This window comes from Curvivirga aplysinae (genome assembly GCF_009711445.1).
GTDB lineage: Bacteria > Pseudomonadota > Alphaproteobacteria > UBA8366 > Aestuariispiraceae > Curvivirga > Curvivirga aplysinae.
Map to the genome: position 1 here is coordinate 18,030 of NZ_SMMC01000193.1, position 18,377 is coordinate 36,406.

General features: G+C 40.0%; 10 protein-coding genes. 7 read left to right on the plus strand and 3 right to left on the minus strand.

Translation table 11 applies throughout. The features are described from left to right. Positions 1-5: 5 nt before the first annotated feature. The 7 genes from E1160_RS11485 to E1160_RS11515 all read left to right on the plus strand — a co-directional run bounded on the left by E1160_RS11485 (position 6) and on the right by E1160_RS11515 (position 13,568). Positions 6-1,547: a TolC family protein gene (locus tag E1160_RS11485; RefSeq protein WP_155155305.1), complete on the plus strand. Its 1,542-nt coding sequence runs from the start codon at positions 6-8 to the stop codon at positions 1,545-1,547. A gap of 18 nt (positions 1,548-1,565) precedes the next feature. Continuing rightward, positions 1,566-2,138, plus strand: a complete 573-nt coding sequence (locus E1160_RS11490; protein ID WP_155155306.1) for a hypothetical protein — start codon at positions 1,566-1,568, stop codon at positions 2,136-2,138. Then, positions 2,122-2,787 carry a CPBP family intramembrane glutamic endopeptidase gene (locus E1160_RS11495; protein WP_155155307.1) on the plus strand — a complete coding sequence of 222 codons (666 nt, stop codon included), beginning with the start codon at positions 2,122-2,124 and terminating at the stop codon, positions 2,785-2,787. Before E1160_RS11490 ends, E1160_RS11495 begins: the two co-directional genes overlap by 17 nt. 103 nt (positions 2,788-2,890) lie before the next feature. Further along, positions 2,891-4,438, plus strand: coding sequence for a TIGR04463 family radical SAM/SPASM RiPP maturase (locus E1160_RS11500; RefSeq protein ID WP_155155308.1), 1,548 nt, complete (start codon positions 2,891-2,893; stop codon positions 4,436-4,438). A 125-nt stretch (positions 4,439-4,563) separates the two neighbouring features. Next, positions 4,564-5,499: a hypothetical protein gene (locus E1160_RS11505; protein WP_155155309.1), complete on the plus strand. Its 936-nt coding sequence runs from the start codon at positions 4,564-4,566 to the stop codon at positions 5,497-5,499. A gap of 151 nt (positions 5,500-5,650) precedes the next feature. Further along, on the plus strand, positions 5,651-8,668 hold the full coding sequence (locus E1160_RS11510; RefSeq protein ID WP_155155310.1) for an AMP-binding protein: 3,018 nt from the start codon (positions 5,651-5,653) through the stop codon (positions 8,666-8,668). A 4-nt stretch (positions 8,669-8,672) separates the two neighbouring features. Beyond that, positions 8,673-13,568: a type I polyketide synthase gene (locus tag E1160_RS11515; RefSeq protein ID WP_155155311.1), complete on the plus strand. Its 4,896-nt coding sequence runs from the start codon at positions 8,673-8,675 to the stop codon at positions 13,566-13,568. On the opposite strand, the gene E1160_RS11520 is transcribed toward E1160_RS11515, so the two are convergent. The 3 genes from E1160_RS11520 to E1160_RS11530 are packed head-to-tail and all read right to left on the minus strand — an operon-like array spanning position 13,565 to position 18,294. Then, positions 13,565-14,770, minus strand: a complete 1,206-nt coding sequence (locus E1160_RS11520; protein ID WP_218048865.1) for an ABC transporter substrate binding protein — start codon at positions 14,768-14,770, stop codon at positions 13,565-13,567. The genes E1160_RS11515 and E1160_RS11520 overlap by 4 nt on opposite strands. Before the next feature lie 29 nt (positions 14,771-14,799). Continuing rightward, positions 14,800-17,175, minus strand: coding sequence for an MFS transporter (locus E1160_RS11525; RefSeq protein WP_155155313.1), 2,376 nt, complete (start codon positions 17,173-17,175; stop codon positions 14,800-14,802). After that, a complete protein-coding gene (locus tag E1160_RS11530) occupies positions 17,176-18,294 on the minus strand; it encodes a D-alanine--D-alanine ligase family protein (protein ID WP_155155314.1) in 1,119 nt (372 codons plus the stop codon). Positions 18,295-18,377 lie beyond the last annotated feature (83 nt).

The following is an 18,377-nucleotide window of genomic DNA, read 5'->3' on the forward strand; positions in this document are numbered from 1 at the left end:
ATCAAATGATGAAAAAGGCGCCCAAAATATTTTCTGGTAAAAACTGGCAAGTTGCCGGATTTGCAATGTTAGCGTTGAGTTTTTCAAAGCTTAGCGTTGCACAGGATTTTCATCTTTCCCCTTATTGGAATGAGTTTGAATTTCAAGGTGATAAGATCTCTTTATCTTTGGATAAAGTGCAGAAACAAACCGTCTTTAACGAGTTATTGCTTCGTCCGACATATTTGAATGTAGATTCAGCACAATCTGCTATCATTTCTGCTGATACTGCTTTTGACACTACAGTGACTGTTACAACCTCAACAGGACGCAGTGACAATGATGTTACAAATCTTCGTGGCGATCAGGATTCGCTTTCCGTAGGAGTATCAAAAACCTTCGAGCCGGGAACCGTTGTCTCTGCGACACAGACCTATACTCAAACTGATGCGGTTTCTTCGGGAACGGATTTGGATGGTGATGGTGATACCTCTACGTTATCTTTAACTCAGCCTCTATTGAAAGATGGAGGCTTTCTGGTCAATACTTTGACACGTGAGCAGGCGAAAATTAGTCTTACCAATCAAGAGCTTACCCAAATTGAAACCATGGCGACGCGTTATACAGAAGTAACGTCAGCTTACTGGGATCATTGGCGTTCATTTCAAAATTTATCCATTGCAATGGAACAATTAGCACTTGCAGAAAAACAAGAAGATTTAGCAACGAAACTGTCTGATGCAGGGTTAGTAGCTAAAGTAGAAGTTTTGCGTGCACAGACAGGTGTTGCACAGAGGTATGACGCGATTATTTTGGCTCAAACCAGTGTGATTGAAACCAACAATACAATGATGCGTCTGATCACTAGCAACCCAGAAGAACAAACAACAATCTTGATTGAACCTGAAAGTGCACCTGATGTTGTGGAACCTTTTGTAAAAAGAGAAGACGTTACTAACCTAGCCTTGCGTAATTCTTTATCTTTGCAGAAGTTGGATAATAATTTAGCTTCGTCCGATATGACTGTTGAAGCAGCAGATTGGCAACGTTATCCTGATTTGGATTTGACGATGAGTTATTCCGTGTCAGATGACATCTATAAAAATAGCTCTGTTCGGAGCGTGACCACAGATTCGGATGATTGGTCCATCGGAGTGACATTAACGATCCCACTTGGTTTACGTGAAACTGAAGAGGATTATCGTCAAGCTATTAACGCTAATTCATTAGCTAAATACGCTATCTCAAGTGAAAAAGTTAATATTGTTAAGACAGTTGAGAGCTCAGTAAATCGGGTTCATCAGAATTTCCGTCGTCTGCAGGCGGCAATTAATGAAGTTGATGTAACCACACGTATTTATGAAGCAGAACTGAAACAGTTTAACCGTGGAGAACAAACCAGTACGGAAGTTCTAAACGCGGCGCAGTTATTAGCTGATGCAAAAAATAAACGTGCCTTGGCACGAGCAGAATATGAAAAAAGCAAAGCAACAATTGATTTCTTAACAGGGGATACGAACGAAGTTGTTCGTGAGATCATTAATCTACCGGAGACATCAATACGTTAATATTGAGGAAGTGAAACTATGAGAAAACAAATCGATTTTTCAAAGTTAACTCTTAAGCAAATTCTCTTCTTTGTATCCGGGCTAGGCTTAAGTATTTTCGGAATGGTTATGAGCATCATTCTTTATGCGTCGAATCTATACGAAAATCGACAAGAATTCCCTGTTTCACTTTCGTTGAATACAGCGCAGCAAATATGTGAGGATTGTGTCCTGCAAGACGGTGATAGTATCTGGCTTGCAACGGATAACCGTAAAATCGAATACACAGATATTTCTCTTGTCGTCTCTGTTAATCCACGAGATGGATCGCAGATTTTCAAAAATGAATCTTCCTTTGTTGTTGTTAATTTGCGTAATCAAACTGATGGCGTTGTTTATTATCGTTTGGCAACTCCTGACAAACAAATTGGAAAAGAAGCGAGTATAGTTATTCAAAAAATTGGCAACGATGTATTGGATCAAGCCTCTTCTATCGTGATAAGACAATATAGTGGTATTCAGTTTAACCCAGTCTATATTCTTCTAATTATAATTGGGACGGTTTTACTAACTTTAGCTACCCGGAAACCAAAAGATGCTGCAAAATCATAAGTACTTCCTTCATTTTATTGCATTTTTTCTTATGTCACTATCGAGTATTGTGATCTTACAAATGGGAGTGGTTGGAAATACCCAAATGATGATATGGGGATTAATGATTTTGCAGTTGTCCTGGGGTATATTGATACTGAAACCACGTAGTTTGAAAGTTGGTCAATGGAAATATGCTCTTTTAGTCTTATGCGTTGTACAAATAGGGCAGTATGGTTTGAATGAGCATAATTTCGGCCATGGCGTATTTAACATATTGGATGTGATACGATATTTTGTTTTTATAGCGTTGGTTGAAGAGATATGGTTCCGAGGTATTCTGCAGGACTATCTCGGTCGTAATAGTTTTAAGGCAATCATTATCGCATCTGTTATTTTTGGTTTGTATCATCTTCCACATGGCTGGCCTATTGTTTTAACTACAACAGCTGTAGGATTATTATATTCTTTTGCCCGTGGATATGGGGCTGGTATCTTATCTCTGGCATTTGTACATGGGCTGATGAATTGGCTTAATCTTTCTTTTTACCCAGCACAAAATTTAAGGGTTGAATACACAGATTTTTTAATTGCATTTCCAGCTATTTGTATGATTGGTGTCGCTGGATTGTACCTTTTTGCCCGAAATAGGCAGTCTTTAAGTAGATAGATTCAATTTTAGTAAATAGTACTAGATTTCAAATAAGTTTCGTCATATCATTTGTGAAATAAATATATAAATAAAAATTAGATTTTAGGTCAGGGACAATCTCATGGGTGATCAAGCAAGTGCTGCTGAAATCGTAAGAGCATCTATTCTGGAACAAATCCGTAGAGAATCTACGGGCGGGTTTACCACAACAGTGGAAAATGATGATAAGTCGCGTTATGCGATTCAATCAAAATACAATATTTTTATTCCGATTAAAGGTGACGCAAATGGCGATCGCAGTCTTGTCTATAATACATTGACAGGTGCTTATGCGGTTTGGGACCAAAATGATATTGATACCTATAATGATCTGGAAAACAGTCGCCTTTTGGTCAATGATCCACGTCTTAGTAATTTCATTAATGCTGGTTATATGGTTGCCAATGATACTGATGAAACGGGTGAGTTAGAACAAAGATATATGGCTGCACGCCATGATCCAAATACCATGGTGATGACAATCGCGCCGATTATGGCATGCAACTTTGCCTGCGAATATTGTTTCCAAGGTGCTGATAAACCCGTCAAAAAAATGAGTGATTTGGTGCAAGAAGCCTTGTTACAATATCTGGATAAAGTATTGCCAGATTTGAAGGTATTGAGCATTAGTTGGTATGGCGGTGAGCCATTGATGGGCTTGAAAACCATCGAAGAACTCACCGTTAAGATGAAAGAGTTATGTAAAAAGCATGATGTGCAATATACAGCTTTTATCGTAACGAATGGCTATTTTCTGGACGGTAAAACAGCCAAGAAGCTATACAAATTAGATGTCGCAAGTTGTCAGGTGACGTTTGATGGCGCTGCGGAATCGCATGATGAACGCCGTTATCTGCTATCCGGGCGTCCAACTTATGAACGTATTGCAAAGAATATCGGGGAAGTTATTGATCAAACGCCTATTCAAGTTTCAATTCGTGTAAATATTGATCATCATAACAAAGATAACATTAAACATTTGATGGATGACTTAAAGTCACGCGGTTTTAATCATCGTACAAATTTGGGTATATATTTTGCCCCCATTGAATCTATCACTGAAGCTTGCCATAGCTGTAATGATATCTCGATGGGCAAAAATGAATATGCTATCATGGAAGCTGAACTCTATCGTTATGCTTTTGAAGCTGGTTTAACAGGCTTGCCACGTCCACCAATGATGCATGGCAATTGTGCGGCGGTGCGCCAAAATGGGTTGGTACTTTTACCAACGGGTGAGTTGCATAAATGCTGGGATACAGTGAATGATACGACCTTAAAAATCGGTACGATTTTTGAGCCAGAGGCAGCTTTTGAAAGCGCAATCCATAATGAATGGATGAGCTGGTCTCCATTTAACAACGATACTTGCCGCAGTTGTAAGATTTTACCAAACTGTACAGGTGCATGTGCGTTTAAATTTGTACATTCTGACAAGACATTAGGAGAGGGTGGTAGTCTTCCATGTCCAAGTTGGAAATTTAACATTAGTGAACGTTTGCTAATCCGTGCTGAAAAGAAAGGCATGATTACGCAGGAGGATATCATTGAAGAGAGCCAAACCTCCTCTTTGATGGTTGGGGCAAATCATTCTACGTCGGGCTTGTTTATTGGCGCGGCAGCGGAATGACCGTGGTTGGATAACCAAATAAAAAGAATGCTGAAAGATAAGTTATAATATCAAGACGCACATTTAGGGTTTAAGACGATTGAGGCTTAATAAATATTTATCCTTGTTCAAAAAGGGGACATAAAATGCAATTTGTAGATAAGCCATTTGGGGCTGATGTACATATTCTTGATCCTCAAACAGCTTTTATGGCAGGCAAGATCAAGACTTCTAATCTTGAAGATCTGCAAGTGTTTGAGAAAGCTTTTCCGGCAAATCCGGAAGTGATTGTGAATGTGGCAAAACAGCAGCAAGAAATGGAAGGAGCAATTGTTGAATCAGCTGACGATATTGCGCCTGAAAAGAAAAGTGACTTGTTGTTTTTGAACATCTTGCCACTTTGCTTTGTGCCACAAGCGGCTGGCGATTGGGATACAACTATCCATTTTAAAATTGGTGGTGCAGGTGAATATACAATTGTTGTTGCCAATGGCGAAGCAAATATTACCAAAGGTTTGAGCGGTGATCCTAGCACTGTTATTGAAAGTGATTATGAAGACTTCCGCTTGATTACACGTCACCGTGTATTAGAAGACAGTACATTGGTGACCGATGAACAGCTGGAAGAGTGGGATGATGATCTTGAGCTCGACATGGAGCTGAGCGATGATCAACTAGAAGCTGTTGCTGGTGGTAAAGGCGGCGGCGGTTGTGGTGCGGAAGCATCTGCAAACACTGTTTGTGGCGCGGATTCTTGTGGCGCTGCGGCGGGTGCGTCTGGGGCATGCGGGGCTGCGGCTTGTGGCGGTGATGCTAGTGTTGCTTCTGCATGTGGTGCCGCGGCTTGTGGTGCGGCTGTTGGTGCATATGGTGCTTGTGGTGCGGATGCTTGTGCTGCGGCTGCAGGTTACGGAACAGCTTGTGGCGCGGCCGCAGGTGTTGGTGCATGTGCCGGCGACGTTTGTGGTGCTGCAGTTGGTGCCGGTGTTTGTGCTGGTAACGTATGTGGTATTGATGTTCTTGGCGGCGCTGACATTGGGCCTTGTGGTATCAACGTTATTCCTTTGGTGCCAGGTACTTAATCTATATTATTTTAAGTCCAATAAATGATTTAAAAGCAGATGTGTTTAGCATCTGCTTTTTCTTTTCTAACGATTTGTTTTTGCTTCCACAATCTGCGGGATTGTCCTAGAATTTTTGAGTGAATAACGAATAGGAAAGATACATAATTCGGTGTCGACATTAACCCCAATTGCAAGATTTTTTAAGCAGGCTCTTCAGCGATATCCTGATCGTATTGCTGTGACTGAATTTCGTAAAAATGGAGATAAATCCTATACCTATGAAGAATTGGAAGAAGAGGCTGCATCTGTTTCTCATTTTCTGAAAACACAGACAGGTGTTGATGACAAAATCTTACTCACGGTTTCTCCCGGGTTTGGTTTTCTCTCCTTTCTGATAGGATGTTTTTACGCCGATAGGTTAGTTGCACCATGTTTTGAACCAGGAAGCAAAAGAACCGTAAATCGTTTCTTATCTATTGTTGATGGGTTTGCGCCAGATTTGATTATTGCCGATAAAGCTAATTCCATATTTGGTGACGTCAAAATCAGTAGTTTGATGGTGGATCAAATCCGAAGCAGTTTTAAAGCCCTACCACCGCTTGTGGAGCAATCTGTTTCACAAGATGAAGATCGACCAATTTTGGTACAATTTACGTCTGGATCTACATCTGACCCAAAAGGTGTTTTGTTAAGTCAGAAAAATATCTTATCTAATCTAAACGCAATTAATGGGCATTTAAAATTTACTCCGGAAGAGCAAAAAACGACAGTAACCTGGTTACCGCCATACCATGATTTAGGGCTGTTTAGCCATTTATTAGCTGGCCTCGCAATTTCAGGGCATCTTGTAATTCTCAAACCTATTGATTTTATTCGCAATCCAAAAAATTGGCTCAAAGCACTTTCAGATTATAAAGCTGATTATACAGGCGCACCTGACTTTGCTTTTCGTGCTTGTGTGAAACGCGTTGTTGGGAGGGATTTGAAAGGGCTTGATTTCTCGAATCTTAAGGCTGTGGGTAATGCTGCTGAACCGATTTCTTCTGAAACATTATATGGGTTTCAAAGATTATTAGAACCAGCAGGATTTAAGGAAAACGCATGGACACCTGCATATGGTTTGGCTGAAGCCACAGTTTTGGTTTCAGCAATGCCGATGAAACAAGGGCTAAGGATTAAATCAGTTGATCGGAATATCTTGCGGAAAGAAAATCGGATTGTTTTTACAAAAGAAAAAAATGCGCAATATGTTGTTGCGCTTGGAAAGCCTGTCGCAGATACGGCCCTTATGATTTGTGATCAAAAAACAGGTCAAGTTTTGGCTGAGCGGCAGGTTGGTGAAGTTCGGGTAAAGGGCTCATCTGTGGCCTTAGGTTACTATCATAATATAGAAGCAACACAGATCAGTTTCCATGATGGTATACTAAAAACAGGTGATTTAGGCTTTATTGATGATGGATATTTATACCTTACTGGCCGGACCAAAGATCTGATTATTGTGAACGGCGAGAATTTTCACCCACAAGATATTGAGCAGGAAATTTATGCCTTTCTTTCTATGGAAAAAGTAATCGCTGTTCAGGGGCAAGAAGGCGATATAAATCTGTTATTGGAACAACCACGTGGAAGTAATGATGATGATTTAGATAGGTTCTGTCAGCAATTCAATCAGATTGTGATGTCAAAAATTGGTTTGCCGCTGGATCGCATTATTGTTGTGAAATCTGGTGGTTTGCCACTAACCTCGAGTGGTAAGGTGCAACGTCAAAAAGCGCTGGAAATGCTTGAGGAGGGACTGTTAAGAGTTGTATATGAATATGGTAAAGAGAAGTCAGAGGCAACTCATCTTAATACAGAACAGTTCGTCCATTTGCTATCTGACTTTATTGATGCAACAGAAACGAATGTGGACCTGACAACATCTCTTCAAGATCTACGGTTTGATTCTTTGGCGTTTCTTCAGTTGGATTTGCAACTTGGGAAATCCTATAACCTATCGATGGATCTGGATGAATTGCCAGAAACCGTTGCAGATCTTTATCAAAGACTAGTGCCAATAAATACTGCAATCCGTAAATTCGATGATGTTGTTGATGTCAGTGTTAATGAAACTGTTCCGCATGTGTCATCTAGCTGGCAAAGCTTACATGATGATTTCAATAGTTTCCTGAAAACTAGTGGCTTGCTGTATGATAGTTCGGAACAAATTATTCAGTTAGCTCAAAAGCTATCATTATATTTATCAGGCTCAGCATCAAGAATTTTGGAAGATGCGAAAAGTATTCATGCAAATCAAATACAAACTGGTTGGTATTGGTATTTGCCCTCAATTCAAGAAAAGTTACGTTACTGGCAAACACATTTTTGTGCAGATTATAACCATTTAAAACATGTACTGACGCAATTGCCATCTGCTTCTATTCTTGTCTTGGCACATATGCATGGTTGGGAATGGATATTAGAAAACATCCTTTTAATTGCACATGAAGAAAGTTCAAACGTTATACTGTTAGGAGATTATCGCGAAATCGAAGTATTGCTGCGTAAAGGACATAATTATCGCAGACGAGAAATTTCAGATTATCTTAGCCAGACAATATTGGATGTGAATGATCCCCAGTTAAGTATAAAGCTTTTGCAAGCTGTACAAGAAAGTAAAACGATTATTGCGCTACCTGATACGATATTGGCTAAGGATCAATTACATCATCGATTGAATGTGGATTTCCTGAGTGCAAAGATGACACTTGCTGCGGGAATTCTTATTCTGGCTGAGGAAAAAAAACTTCCTGTGTATCATCTGGATTACGTTTTTAAATCAAAAGAGCTGTTTATAGATTTATACCAGCTACATGGATCAGTGATCGAAATGGGGGTAACCTATGCAGATAGGATTGCACAACATTATCGGGATTGGGCGCAATGGTCCATTTTGCCGACCGATTTGATTGCAGGTGCTGGAATGTCGAATGAAGCTTTAAGACATGAAAGCGATTTTCTGGATCAATATGGAGTGATAAAAATCCGATCCGGCGAATATGTTTATCTATCAAGTCTGGTTACGGGACGTAGTGTAGAGATTTATTATCAAGATTTCGAATTATTGATGGAAAAACAGTTGCAGGCGATCACAACGCTCTCAAAAAGTTATCCCTTGATTGGAAGCCTTTTTAAGCTGGAACAATGAACAGATGGCAATAAAAAACAAAAAAATAGCAATCATATCGATGTCTTGTCGTTTTCCTGCTGGGGCTGATAATCCGGAGTTGTTTTGGCAAAACCTGATGGGGCAAGTGGATGCTATTGGATCTATTCCTGAAAATCGATTTAACACAGATCGATTTGTGAATGATGTTGATGAAAAAACAGGTCATAGCTATACGGATCGTGGTGGTTTTTTAGACTGGAATCCAGAAAGTTTTGATCCTTTACCCTTTAATATTTCACCAAGGGAAGCTGCCAATCTAGACCCTCAACAACGCTTGCTGTTGCAGTTAAGTGTGGATCTGTTTCGTCGTGCGGGTTATCAGATTAACCAATTCAGCGATAAAGAAATTGGCGTATTTATTGGTGGTTTTTGTGTTGATAATTTATTGTTAAAGCTGGGGCCAAATAACTGGGATAATATCAACCCGCATACGGCAACGGGTGCGACCTTGACGATGCTTGCTAATCGTATCTCCCATGTATTCAATTTTACGGGTCCAAGTTTTACTTTGGATACAGCTTGTTCTTCATCCTTGGTGGCATTGCATCAGGCGGCACAAAATATTCAAAATGAAGAATGTGAAATGGCGTTGGTAGGTGGGGTGAATGTTATTATGTCGCCTGAATATTATATCGCCATGTCCAAAGGAAAATTCCTTTCAAAGGAAGGGCGTTGTGCCACATTTGACGAAAAGGCTGATGGTTATGTACGTGGTGAAGGTGGCGGATTAATTCTGCTGAAACCGTACGAGAAAGCTGTTCAAGACCAAGATAATATTCTAGCGGTGATTTCAGCAAGCGGTGTGAATCAAGATGGCCATACGCCGGGGATTACTTTACCAAGCTCCTCTTCACAAACTCGCTTATTGGAAAAACTACTGTCAAAAGCAGATATTAATGTTTCAGATATTGGATATGTGGAAGCTCATGGTACTGGTACGCAAGCAGGGGATCAGGCTGAAACGAAGACATTGAATCATGTATTTGGTTCGGCAGTTTCCGCAGAGTCCCCAATAATTCTAGGTTCTGTGAAATCAAATATTGGACATTTAGAAGCCGCAGCGGGCATTGCTGGTGTTATAAAAAGCCTGTTGATATTTGAGCATAAAACGATACCTGCCAATCTGCATTTAAATACTCTAAATCCTAAATTGGCTTGGAATGAAGGTTTCCAAGTTTCGACACCTGAACATATTTTCTCTTATCCTGATGATAAAAAAGCTATCCTCGTAAATTCCTTTGGATATGGCGGGACAAATGGGATGGTGATTTTAGAAAAACCAGAAACCGATTTATCTAGCCCAGTTCACCTGGATCCTCGGCAAAGGCCTTTCCCTATCGCTACATATAAACAAGAGCAGCTAACTGATGTTACTTCACAATTAGCTAATCTTTCCAATGACGTGCAGGAAAACTTCGCTGCATTTACGTATTCACAAGCCGTCACCAATGATATCGCGCCTTATCGCCAATTACATTGGTTTAACTCTCAAGAAAGTTTAAGCGAATCTTTGTTGAAGCCAGCGGATTTATCGATAGTGGATGTCGTTCACGACCCTAAAGCGGCTTTTGTTTACTCAGGTATGGGACCTCATTGGTGGAAAATGGGGCGTGCTTTATATCAAACGGAATCTGTTTATAGAGAAGCTATTGATGAGGTCGCGACACTTTTTGATAAACTAGCAGGATATTCTTTGCTGGGAGCTTTTGGCGATAGTCAGGAAAACTCTAGGATCGGACAAACAGAAATCGATCAACCGATGGGATTTGCTTTGCAAGTCGGGCTTACAAAATATTTGGCAGCAATCGGTTTGAAGCCTAGTTGTGTCATCGGGCATAGTTTAGGAGAGGTTGCCGCTCAATGGGCTTGTGGGATGTTGGGTCTGGAAGACGCTGTTGCGATTGTTTATCATAGAAGTCGATTGCAAGCCTCGACACGTGGTCAAGGTGGCATGCTAGCCACTGCTTTAAGTGAAGTTGATGCAGCTGCTTTACTTGAAGTTTACGATAAAGTGGATATTGCAGCAAAGAATAGCCAGAGTATGCTGACTTTAGCTGGGGATATCGATCAATTAAGTGATATTGCAAATATTTTGGAAGGCAGAGGTGTTTTTAATCAATATCTTAAAGTAGAACTTGCCTATCATAGCCCTTATATGGATATGATTGAAGATGAGTTAAGGGGCTCTATTTCCGCATTAAAGTTTCATCAGCCTAGTATTCCATTTTATTCTACTGCTTTTGGGGAACAATTTAACGGGGATATGTCGGTGGCGGATTATTGGTGGCAGAATATCCGACATGCGGTTTTATTTCAGGATGCCTTTGAAGCATTGGTCAGAGATGATTTTACCCATCTTGTTGAAATAGGCCCGCACCCTGTTTTAGCAAACCCTATCAAAGAGACACTCTATCATTTAAACCAATCAAAACCGTATTTTTATACTCTGCATCGTGGGGAGAATGAAGAAAGTAGAACGCGTGAACTGGTGACGGAACTTTACCAATCTGGATTTGATCTGAATTGGGAATATTGGTTTCCTGAGCGACAAGTTTATCCTTATAGCTTAAGACAAGATTCAGGGGCATCCATTTGGATCGAGTCTGCATTGTCGAAACAAACACGGTTTGGTTTGCCAAATTCACCATATCTTCTAAATCGTTTGAATGTGCCTGGGGCAGTATGGTCCGCAGATGTGAATGATCGCTTTTTTCCTTGGCTGAAAGATCATCTCATCCGGGGTAATATAGCGTTTCCTGCAGCGGGATATCTTGAGGCTATGTTGACGATTTCATCTCAACTTGCGCCTAAAGCAGATAGATTGAGTTTGCATGATATACGTTTTCTAAATTTGTGGCTGATGAATGAAAGAGATAACTTCAATCTGTATTCTCGAATTGATCCTATATCTAAGAAAATTGAACTACATAGCGGAATTCGCGGGCAGCTTTATCAACATCCGTTGCATGCAACTGCGACCCTATCAAGTGAACATATTGAAAATCTGGATATTAACGAAACTAGGATTGATGAGGAATTTCCAGTTCCCGCTTTTTATAATCTCGTTCAATCACTTGGGTTTGAATATAAAGATGCGTTCCAATCTATAGAGAAACTATTTTTCTCGAATGATTGTTTGTCTGTTGAACTAAATACATCTTCCATTGAAGATCATAATTATGCTTATCCGCCGCTACTGGATGGTGTTTTACAGGCCGTGATTGCGTTGATGATCACCCGCCATGATATTCAGATGCAGGCAGTACCTTTTGCTATTGAGCATCTAACCCTGTTGCGCGCGCTGCCAACAAGAATCAAGGCATTTATTGAGCTTCGCTGTCTCGAGGAAAAACAAATCATTGTTGATTTTGTTATCCGAAACGAGAATGAAGAAATTTGTATGTTTGCCAAAGGTGTAACATTCGTTGCATTGCCTTCTGGTAAAAACGTGATTTCTGAGGCTTTTGTTGAAGCATGGAAAACAGCTGATGAAACATCGTCTGATAAATTAATCGATTTCGAAAAAGAAGTTTATTTGCAAGATACAGGACAGCTTCCAGAGGCTGTGGATCAAGTTAAGAAGCTTATTTTTAAGGAATTAAAACCTTTTATTCACAAGGGTGCAGGAAATATTCTGATTCAGGTCGAGCAACGGACAGAGTTAACCCCATTATCAAATATGCTTATTGGTTTGATCAAAACGTTGGAGAAAGAAGGTGTAACCAATGTTTATTTGCGTATGGGGAATAAGGGTGAGCTAGATCGCTTGAATACCTTAAAAAAACCAATGCTAAATCAAATCTCTTCTATTACAGAAGAGGCTGTTAAGGTACCTGAAATTAAGAAAGTAGAGTTTGAGGAGATACCTAATTCAGAGTTTCCTCTAAAAGATAAGTCGGTTCTAATCACGGGCGGTACAGGAGGTTTTGGTGAGAAAATTGCCTGTTGGTTATATTTGAATGGTGCTTCGCGAATTGTTTTGGCCAGTCGGTCTGGTGTTTTAAAAGAGGGTAAGAATTCTACGTTGCCTCCAAATGCAGAGGTGGTAAAGCTCGATGTAGGAGATCGCCAAGCGATTAGATCATTTTTTAGCCAAGAAAAAGAGCATGATAAACCAATCACTGTTATTTTCCATGCTGCAATGATATTGCAAGATCAGTTTTTTAGTAATTTGTCACCAGATATGCTGGATAAAGTCTTACACCCAAAATTAACTGGCGCCATTAATTTAGATCAAGAGAGCCGTGATGGTTTAATAGATTATTTTGTGATGTTCTCGTCTATCGCAAGTGCTTTGGGTAATCAGGGGCAATCCGCATATGTGATTGCTAATCGCGCTATTGAAAATCTGGTCCTTGAAAGACGCCAGCAAGGTCTGCCTGCGCAAGCAATTCAATGGGGTGCTATTGCAGATGTGGGTGTGGTAAGCCGTGATAGTGCTTTACAAAAAACGCTCGCAGCAAAGGGTATTGAGGCCATTACAAGTGAAGAAGCTCTTAATCGATTTGAACAGATACTTTCTACATCAAATACGAATGATCCTGTGATTGGAATTTATAAGTATAGAACCAATACCAATAGTATGAAGAGTGATCATAATATAGGGTTGATCGCGGAACTTCAAAAATTAGATAAAAAAGAACAATTTGCTTTGTTGGTTGAGTTTGGGTGTAAGATTTTGGCGGGTGTTTTGAAGCAAGAGATTGATTATGTTAATCCAGCTCGTCCGATCAACGACTTGGGTATAGATTCATTGCTTTCCGTTGAAGTCTTACTGTCATATGAAAAAGAGCTTGGCCGGAAAATACCTTCGACTCTGTTTATGGGTCATTTATCATTAGACGAAATAACAGAACAGATAACTAAGCTGATTGATTAAAATAGATTTTGGCCAGAAACGCGCACAGGATTGCCGTTTTTATCGTAGACGAAACTTGCGATTTCTAGAAAATCAAAAGGGATTTTCATACCGATTTTATGTGCAATGCGAAAGTTAATTGCAATATCGGGTGGCGTTACAACACCAACAGGCATTTCACCTGGATTAGCACCGTTTAGAATATCTAGCATATAAATTGCGGCAAGATGGGCATTTGATTCAAAGCCGATGCCAATGGAAACCACAGCAGAATCTTCCCCTTCTTTTACCACATTGGTGACAGCGCTTAATACCGGAATATCTTGAGCAAGCTCATTTATAAGGCGTATTTGCTGAAACACAGAGGTCGAGCCAGTTAACCAAATCATACTTTTGCTTAGGTCGGGGTCGGTTTCCTTCATACGATTAATTGCGTTCGGAAGCATCATCTGTAATTCGTTAGCGGCATCATCACGATTTTTTACCCCAATATCAAATATTTGAATATTATAATCACCCGATATCTCTTTCATTGGTTGAAATTGTGTTAGGACCGCAGATTCATTTTGCTCAGCATAGAGAATTGCTAGGTTTTGTACGTCCGGATTTAATCGCAATAAATATTGAAATAAGGTTTCCGCGGATGCATTCAAAGAGGTGAATGCCACATTCGTTCCACTGCCTGATTGATAATCCTCAAGTTGCCCCATTAGCACTGGATCTTTTGAGGTGACTGTAACGACTGGGATTTTCCCATTTGAATAGTTACGTAAAAGCGAACGTGTTGTCGATGAACCCATGCTGACAAGCAGATCTACATTGTTGCTTTCTGCTGTTTGAAGTGCTGAGAGAACATTTTCTACGTCTTTGCCAATGAAAACCACGTTGAATTCTGCATTTACGCCACGTTGCTCGAATACTTTGAGAACTTGGGATATTGCGATGTCATAGGCGCTGGACTTTTTGCGATAAATTACCATGACGTTAGCTGAAGGTGTTGCTGGTGTTGTTGCCAAACTTTTGTCACGCGTGATTTGAATATGTTCTGTGTCTATTACATCGAAGGTCCAGCCAACAGTTTTGGTATCTTGATAGGCAAACCAATCAGTTAGTTTCACAGAGGTGTTTGCTTGCGCCGATAATGGAAATATGAACATGGATAAACATAATAAAAGTCTAAATGCCGTCCATTTTGTGAAGATAGTTGTAGCGTTCAGATTCATTTGTCTTACTCCCTTTTCCAGCAATGGGATCATTCTTGTTCAGCGAGTTCTGGTTTTCGGCCTAAAGGTATCCAAAACACGATTGCCATGACAGCTATCGTAATACCAATATATATAAGTGCTTCTGGGCTGTTATCCATCCAAAATAGAAGATTCGCAACAATCATTGGCCCTGCAACATGCCCAATACGTTCCAAGAAGCGATATGTCGCAGCCGAAGCCGTTTTCCCCACATGTTTGACAGATTGACTGCTTAAGGCATGTGTCACGATAGGTGCGTTGATCAAGCCATGTGCAATACCAAGGATGAAGACACCGCCTATGACAAGGTAGATACTTATATCAACAATAGGTATGCCGATGATCAGTGCATTTGAATTTGTAACACCAATAAGCACCAATCCAAGGGAAGATAAAATTGCACCTAATGATAAAATTGCTATTTTTCGCCCTGTTCTATCAACAAGTTTGGCAGCAAATTGACTCGTTAGAAGAACGCCAGCCGCGTAGAACATGATGATTTGGCCAATGGTATCATTTTTATACCCCAATGCATTAAGTATGACTGGCAAAGCATAAATTGTGACGCCGGCCAATACAGCTTTTGTGGGAATACCGATCAAGATAAGCGACCTGATAAATTCAAGATCTTTGAAGAGGTAAAGAATGCTTTGTGGTTTCTGTGTGGTAACCACTTCTTTATGGTTTGGTATAGAAAATTCTGCGGCTGGTTTTTGATTTACCAGTGTGAGAAGAATTAATCCCATGAGAAGGGCTGATATTGCGGTGGCGGTCCAGAAAACGCCTGAAATTCCGATGTAGATAGAGAGCAAAGAGCCAATTGCCGCGCCCGAAATAATGGCACCGTTAAATCCGTAAACGATGATATTTGCACCTTGTGTGGACTTGTTATGATCCGCATTTACCAAGATGTATGATTGAACACCAATTAGCAGCATCCCTTGGGCTATGCCAGAAATCAGTCGTGCGGATAGAACGGAATAGAAGTCTAAGCTTGAAGCAAGCATAAATTGGGCAAGAACGGATAAGACAGCCCCCCAAAGTAAAAGTGGACGATAACCATAGCGATCGGCTAGTTTACCGGCAGGAATCAAGGATACTGCGAAGGCAACAAAGAATGCTGAAAAAATAGGCGCTGCGAGAGATGCTTGTACTTCAGAATGTGCAACTACATCACGAAGATGCTGCGGCAAGAATGAGGCATTCAGGGTTTCAACCAAGACAGCAATGAAGAAGACTGGCTTGATCATATTGATCCCTTTTCGCCGATCTGGTTGATCAGCGGGAAGGGCTTTAATTCCCCGTGAAGAAAATCTACGTCCTATGTTGAAAGAGATTTGAATTAATAAAATCGCAAGGAACACTGTCGCCACAAATAGGGCAGCAAAATTGCGAATATTGTCCAAAACAGCATTATAAACTAATTCTTTTGGTGTATTTACGCTGACCAATAGCTTTAAGTTATCCGCGTCGTTTAGAATGCTGCTATGGGTAAATACATCTTGATGGGCCGAATTATCATTCACGCTGTCAGATGAAAACAGAATTGTGCTATTGCGGGTGACATAAACGCTGCTGATTTCAGGATTTAAGGTGCGATACCGTTGAATCATTTCATCAATCCCGCTGAGATCATCAAATTGTAAGCCCATAGAAGATACAATTTTTAGACGCGATGACAGATTATCTGCCATAGCTTTAGTCGTTTGTTGTACACCTTCTGAATAAAATTGAACCACGACCATCGAGACAATGCCCGCCGCTGCGAGGAAAGATGCACCAAAGATAACCTCTTGTGGCCATATTTTAAAACGCCACTTTGCTGTTGCCAGATAAGATAAAAAGAAAGTGCCCCCTAAACATGAAGCAAGCCACGGTAAGATATTTATAAAGGCAGATTTAAGTTTGTTCCCCATAATGGATTTAGGTGTGACTAAAACCAATAAGCCTTCTGTTTGGAATTTACCTTCTAATGGAAGGGCTATTACAAAATGATCAGGGTGATTAAATGATTGATCAAAATCACTTTGCCCTTCAAAAAAGCTTTTAACAGCATCTGTTGTTACTGGGTTTTTGTTATCTGTGCGATCTAAATTTGCTAGGATATTACCATTTTGATCAAATACGATAACGGCGCCTAGATTTTTGTCTGTTTCCCCAATTGTAGCTATTAATTCCGGGAAGCCAATGAACTCTTTAAGCGGCAACCCTAATTGTAGGAAAGATTCAGCAGCATCTTGAATTACTTCACCTTGCGCCTGCATTTTGGAGGTCTCAAATTGAGGCGCGGTGCGCAAAACCTCTCCATATCCAACATAAACAAGTAGTAAGAAAGATAAAAAAGTAGTGATTAAAACAGGGAAGGTAACTTTTAATTTTTGCATTTATAGATTCCCGTTATCCATATACAAGGTTTTTAAATTTGCCCCCAAGATACTCATGATAAGTGAATCATAGTCACTGTTAATTTGTTTCAGTCCACAACATACCAAACTTGTTACATCAGCTTGTGGTGCTTTTAAATCTGGTTTGGGGTTTGCTTCTAATACATTGATATTGCCATTATGGTCTGCACGCAAGTCAAGTCTGACAAGTGTTTCTAGATTAAATGATAAAAAGATTTCTTGGGCTATATCAGCGAGTTTCTTTATTATTTCAGGATGATTAGCAGGTGTGAGGACTTCAAAGCGACTATTGTCGATTGGTTTTACATCCATTGAGGTGAAAATTTTCTCATCCATTTCAAGATTACGTTTGGTGTAGGAAAAAGTAAGAGGTTTATCTAGCTGATAAAAATCTGACTTTTGCCAAAAAATGGGCTCCATAACCGCGACAGTATATTCATCTCCTGACAAAAATTTTTCAACTAAAACAGCACCGTGGCTGTCGTGACAAATCCTAGGTATAATCGTTATGAGTTCATCAATGGTGTCAACATATTCGACCATGACGGATCCACGCCCTGTTACAGGTTTAACTATGAATGGACCATTGTAATCACCAAAGTTTCGTTTGTATTTTGTATTATTCGCACCGGTAAAGTCTTCTCTGTTACTGTTCCAGACAAAAAATGGTGAGGTCGGTATATCTTTGGCTCGTAAACCCCATTTCAGAAGATGTTTATTGTCCAAGACTGTAGCATTTGTGGGGTTATGTCCGATATAGGGAATTCCGGCCATTTCTAATAATGCAGGTAGATGGCTGACAGGATTTATACCTTGAACCCCACCACTATTGATCCAAACAAGGTCAACTTTTTCTTCTTTTAATTTTGAAAGTAAATCTATGCCTTCTGCAAATACGAATATGTTTTTAAATCCATTTCGCTTTAAGGCTTGGGCAATATCATTTGCAACTATCTCGTAGCTTTTCCAACTACGTGTATTTATGGACTTCCTTATGACTTTATTTGGGTCTTCTTTTGATCCCGCATAAACAACAGCAATGTTGAAGGTTTCTTTGATGTTTTCGACATATTTAGATAAATCAGGTAGTTTTTTCATAAAATTTCAGAACATAACCTTTTGACTTAGATATGTTTCTGCCCCTGTTCCGGCCCTGAACCCAATGTTAACAAAATTGAAAG

Bases quoted from the DNA above. Each gene is read 5' to 3' on its own strand.
- E1160_RS11495 (WP_155155307.1), top strand. From the start codon at position 2,122: ATGCTGCAAAATCATAAGTACTTCCTTCATTTTATTGCATTTTTTCTT.
- E1160_RS11525 (WP_155155313.1), bottom strand. From the start codon at position 17,175: ATGCAAAAATTAAAAGTTACCTTCCCTGTTTTAATCACTACTTTTTTA.
- E1160_RS11505 (WP_155155309.1), top strand. From the start codon at position 4,564: ATGCAATTTGTAGATAAGCCATTTGGGGCTGATGTACATATTCTTGAT.
- E1160_RS11515 (WP_155155311.1), top strand. From the start codon at position 8,673: ATGGCAATAAAAAACAAAAAAATAGCAATCATATCGATGTCTTGTCGT.
- E1160_RS11520 (WP_218048865.1), bottom strand. From the start codon at position 14,770: ATGAATCTGAACGCTACAACTATCTTCACAAAATGGACGGCATTTAGA.
- E1160_RS11500 (WP_155155308.1), top strand. From the start codon at position 2,891: ATGGGTGATCAAGCAAGTGCTGCTGAAATCGTAAGAGCATCTATTCTG.
- E1160_RS11530 (WP_155155314.1), bottom strand. From the start codon at position 18,294: ATGAAAAAACTACCTGATTTATCTAAATATGTCGAAAACATCAAAGAA.
- E1160_RS11490 (WP_155155306.1), top strand. From the start codon at position 1,566: ATGAGAAAACAAATCGATTTTTCAAAGTTAACTCTTAAGCAAATTCTC.
- E1160_RS11485 (WP_155155305.1), top strand. From the start codon at position 6: ATGATGAAAAAGGCGCCCAAAATATTTTCTGGTAAAAACTGGCAAGTT.